The sequence below is a fragment of the Albidovulum sp. genome (genome assembly GCF_041919395.1).
In the GTDB taxonomy this organism is placed as follows: domain Bacteria; phylum Pseudomonadota; class Alphaproteobacteria; order Rhodobacterales; family Rhodobacteraceae; genus Albidovulum.
In genome coordinates this window covers 1-3664 of record NZ_JAYRTX010000157.1, presented here as the reverse complement: position 1 = coordinate 3664, position 3664 = coordinate 1, and the positions used below count along the sequence as shown (strand labels likewise).

Sequence of the window (3664 nt, the reverse complement as noted above, 5' to 3'; positions counted from 1 at the left end):
GCTGAGAGCCTCCGCCGCCGCGCCGCGCGCACCGTCCTCGACCTCCTCTTCCACCGGCTCGTGACCTGGCTCGCGCCGATCCTCGTCTTCACCATGGAAGACGTGTGGCTGTCGCGCTTCCCCGGAGCGGACGCCTCGGTCCACCTCGAGGACATCCCCGCCACGCCCGCCGACTGGCGCGACGAGCCCCTGGCGCAGAAGTGGGAGAAGATCCGCCGCGTCCGCCGCACCGTGACCGCCGCGCTCGAGGTGAGCCGCGCCGCCAAGGTCATCGGCGCCTCGCTGGAAGCGGCGCCCGTGGTCCATGTCGAGGATGCCGAGACGCTGACGGCGCTGAGGTCGGTCGATTTCGCCGACATCTGCATCACCTCCGCCCTCGTCCTCACGGCCGACCCCGAACCGCAGGAAGCCTTCCGCCTGCCCGAGGTGCCGGGCGTCGGCGTCGTCTTCGAGATGGCGGAGGGCGAGAAGTGCCAGCGCTGCTGGAAGATCCTGCCCGATGTCGGCAGCCATCGTCATCCGGGCACCTGCGCCCGCTGCGACGGCGTTCTGGGGTGACGCGCCGCGCGGCCTTCTCCGGACCGCTCGGCCGGCTGGTCGTGACCGAGGACGGCGGGGCCATCGCCCGGCTGGAATGGAGCGCGGCGGAGGTCGCGGATGAGGGCGGCGCGCTGCTTTCCGAAGCCTGCCGGCAGCTTGGCGAGTACTTCGCAGGCCACCGCCGCGCCTTCGACCTGCCCATCGCCTTCCGCCCCGGTCTGCAGGGCACGGTAATGCGGGCGATGGTGGCGATCCCCTTCGGTGAAACCCGCACCTACGGCGACCTCGCCGGCGCGCTCGGCGTGCCCGCGCAGGCGGTCGGCCAGGCCTGCGGCGGCAATCCGATCCCGATCATCGTGCCCTGCCACCGGGTCCTCGGTGCCACCGGTCTCGGCGGCTTTTCCGCCCCGGGCGGGGTGGAGACGAAGATCGCGCTTCTGAAACACGAGGGCGCAGCCTCGCTTCTCCTCTGAGCTTCTTCTTGGCCGAATACTCCCGGGAGCGCGAGGGCGGAAAGCCCTCGCACGACAGAAGGCGTCTCCGCCGGATCGCTCAGGTGATCGCTTCCAGCCGTTCCTTCGAAAGCTCGCCCGGCACGATGGTGATCGGGATCGGCAGGTTGCCCGAGGTCTTGGAGAGCTGCGTGACGAGCGGGCCGGGGCCCGACTTGTCCGTCCCCGCGCCGAGGACGAGGACGCCGATCGACGGGTCTTCGCGGATGAGCGCAAGGATCTCCGTGACCGGCTCGCCCTCGCGGATGACGAGCTCCGGCTCGATCCCCTGCCGGTCGCGCATCCATTTGGCGAAGACCTCGAAGTGCGCCTCGATCCGTTCGCGCGCCTCTGCCCGCATGATGTCGGCGACGCCGATCCAGTGCTGGAACTCCTCGGGCGGAATGACCGATAGGATGGTAACGCCCGCCCCGGTATGCGCCGCGCGGAGGGCGGCGAACCGCATCGCGTTCAGGCACTCGCGGCTGTCGTCGAGAACGACCAGGAACTTGCGCATGGATTTCCCCCGTCAGGTGGTGCGATCATCGCCGGTTGCGCGCGATCAGGCAAGCGGCCGGCGCGCCGTGCCCGCAAGGCTGCGCAGCACCATGCGCAGGAGACCGAGCGCGAGCGCGGCCAGCTGCGTGGCGACGAGGGCCACGAGGCCGATGGCAAGCTCCGCCAGATGCGAAACCCGGCGGAGGAGGCGGAAGGCATCGGGTCCGAGCACGCGCATCACCTTGCGCGTGTCGCTGCCTGCCGCGTCAGAGACGCGCGCGAGGCGGGAGAGGTCCTCGGCCGTGTCGGCGTTGCGCAGAAGCACGAGCGCCTCGGCGGTGGAGGTATTGGCGCTGAGCCGCCCGGCGTCGCCGGCGATGGCGGTCAGCCGTGACCAGCGCGCGGACTCGACCGCCGATTCGAGCGGCACCCGGCCGACGAGCGCGTCGGGCAGCCGTTCCCACAGAACGAGGCCCGAGACCACGTCCGCCAATGCTCCGAGGAGCCGGGGAGAGACGGCGCCCATGCGCCGCGCCATCCGCAAAAGGCTGGCGCCGACCTTGGCGGTGGCCGAGGTTCCGCCCGAGACGACGACGGCGCCGGTCGCCGCAAGACCCACGACGGCGAGGCCGACGTCGAGCCGGTCCACCGCCGCGCCCGAGGCCCAGTCGGCGGCGCCCCGGCGGAGCGCGTTGAGGTCACCTAGCGGCGTCATCTCCACCGGCACGGCACAAAGACCGATCATCGCAAGCGTCGGGCAGTCGGTGATGTCCCAGGCGCACAGGGCGCAGTCGGCGGTCGCCGCGATGACGCCGACATGCGCGGCGATGACCGTTTCGGCCCTGGCCGCGAGCAGGGGCGGGATGGCGACGCCATGCTCGGCCGCGATTTCGAGGTAGAGTGCGACGTCATCGGGCGCGTCGTCGGCCACCGCCGCCTGCAGTCGGGGAACGAGCCAGTCCGGCGTCACCCGGATGGCGATCGCGCGCGTGAAGGCGGCTCTTGCCTCCGCTGCGGTCCGCTCCACCAGGGGCGTGGCGAAGGGATTGAGGGACAGGACCCAAGCGGTCGCGGCCCAGGTGGCGAGGGTCCAGACGACGAGGATCCGGCGGGCGGCCCGACGCACGGGGCCTCAACCCCGGGAATGCGCCCAGTCCCAGTAGAGTTCGCGCATCCGCTTCGTCACCCGCCCGTGCTGGTAATGCGTGCCGTCGAATTCGACGACGGGCGTGACCTTGGAGAAGTTGCCCGAGAGGAACACCTCGTCGGCCGAGCGGAAGTCGTCGAACGAAAGCACCGTCTCGTGCACCGCCATCCCGTCGGCGAGGGCGTTCTCGATGTGCCGGGCGCGGGTGATGCCCGAAAGGAAGGTGCCGTTGGCGATGGGGGTGAAAAGCTCCCCGTCCTTGACCATGAAGACGTTCGCGGTGGCGGTCTCGGCCACATTGCCGAGCGCGTCGGCGACGAGCGCGTTGGCGTAGCCTTTGGCGCGGGCTTCCATAAGCATCCGGGCATTGTTCGGGTAAAGGCAGCCGGCCTTGGCATTGGTGAGCGAGCTTTCGATCACCGGCCGGCGAAAGCGCGTCGTCGTCAGCCGCGTCGTGGCTTCCGGAGGCGCCATCGGGATTTCTTCTAGGCAGAGCGCGAAGCCGGTGGAGCCCGGTTCCGGCACGACGCCGGTCGCGTCGCCGTCGAGTGCCCAGTACATCGGCCGGATATAGACGGCCGAGCCCCGGGGGTAGGTCGCCAACCCCTCCCAGGCGATCTCGACCATCTTCTCGGCTGTCATCGTCGGCGTGATCATCAGCGCCGCGGCAGAGCGGTTCACGCGGGCCATGTGGCGGTCGAGGTCGGGGGCGACGCCCTCGAACCAGCGCGCGCCGTCGAAGACAGTGGTGCCGAGCCAGCTGCCATGGTCGGCCGCACGCATCACCGCCACGTCGCCGTCGTGCCAGCGGCCCTCGAACCAAGTGCGGATGTTCTTGCCGGTGGTCATTTCGGATCCTCGTTCGGGCCGTGGCGGCGAGTCGGCGGCATGATGGTGAACAATCCCGGCGGGGACAACCCGCGCGCCGCCGCGTGCGCCGTCGCCGGTTCCCTGGCGCGGCGCGGAATGCTAAGCCCGTGACCAGTCG

At 70.6% G+C, this 3664-nt stretch carries 5 protein-coding genes; 2 read left to right on the top strand and 3 right to left on the bottom strand.

All coding sequences use genetic code 11. The features are described from left to right. Positions 1-558, top strand: a 558-nt coding sequence (locus ACMUOO_RS16640; protein ID WP_413855756.1) for a class I tRNA ligase family protein, incomplete at its 5' end; no start/stop codon positions are given. Further along, complete coding sequence (locus tag ACMUOO_RS16635; RefSeq protein WP_301917876.1) at positions 555-1013, top strand: methylated-DNA--[protein]-cysteine S-methyltransferase; 459 nt, start codon at positions 555-557, stop codon at positions 1011-1013. The genes ACMUOO_RS16640 and ACMUOO_RS16635, both read left to right, overlap by 4 nt. 79 nt (positions 1014-1092) lie before the next feature. Here the strand turns inward: ACMUOO_RS16635 and ACMUOO_RS16630 are convergent, their stop codons facing one another. The 3 genes from ACMUOO_RS16630 to ACMUOO_RS16620 are packed head-to-tail and all read right to left on the bottom strand — an operon-like array spanning position 1093 to position 3525. Next, positions 1093-1548, bottom strand: coding sequence for a universal stress protein (locus ACMUOO_RS16630; RefSeq protein ID WP_301917877.1), 456 nt, complete (start codon positions 1546-1548; stop codon positions 1093-1095). A 45-nt stretch (positions 1549-1593) separates the two neighbouring features. After that, a complete protein-coding gene (locus ACMUOO_RS16625) occupies positions 1594-2655 on the bottom strand; it encodes a hypothetical protein (RefSeq protein WP_301917878.1) in 1062 nt (353 codons plus the stop codon). 6 nt (positions 2656-2661) lie between these two features. After that, positions 2662-3525, bottom strand: coding sequence for a branched-chain amino acid aminotransferase (locus tag ACMUOO_RS16620; RefSeq protein ID WP_301917879.1), 864 nt, complete (start codon positions 3523-3525; stop codon positions 2662-2664). Positions 3526-3664: the final 139 nt, after the last annotated feature.